At 64.1% G+C, this 251-nt stretch carries 1 protein-coding gene; it reads left to right on the top strand.

All coding sequences use genetic code 11. The annotated features are described in order from the left end of the window. On the top strand, positions 1 to 251 hold a 251-nt coding region (locus AC0IYH_RS32970; protein WP_471838594.1), incomplete at both ends, for a methyltransferase.

The following is a 251-nucleotide window of genomic DNA, read 5'->3' on the forward strand; positions in this document are numbered from 1 at the left end:
TCTGCTGGGGGTCGATGTCTCCCCCACCGCCCTCGCGGCGGCAAAAGAGCGATGCACCGGCCTTACCAACGTCACGTTGGAGCAGCGTCGCCTGCCGGAGGAGGCACCGCCGGGTCCGTTCGATCTCATCCTGCTGTCCGAGGTCGTGTATTATTGGGATAGCGACGACCTGCTGCGTCTGGCCGAATATCTAACGGATGCCGTGCCGTCAGGTGGGCATCTGCTGCTCGTCCACTGGCTCGGCGACACAG

It is taken from the genome of Pseudomonas sp. AC463 (genome assembly GCF_979253585.1).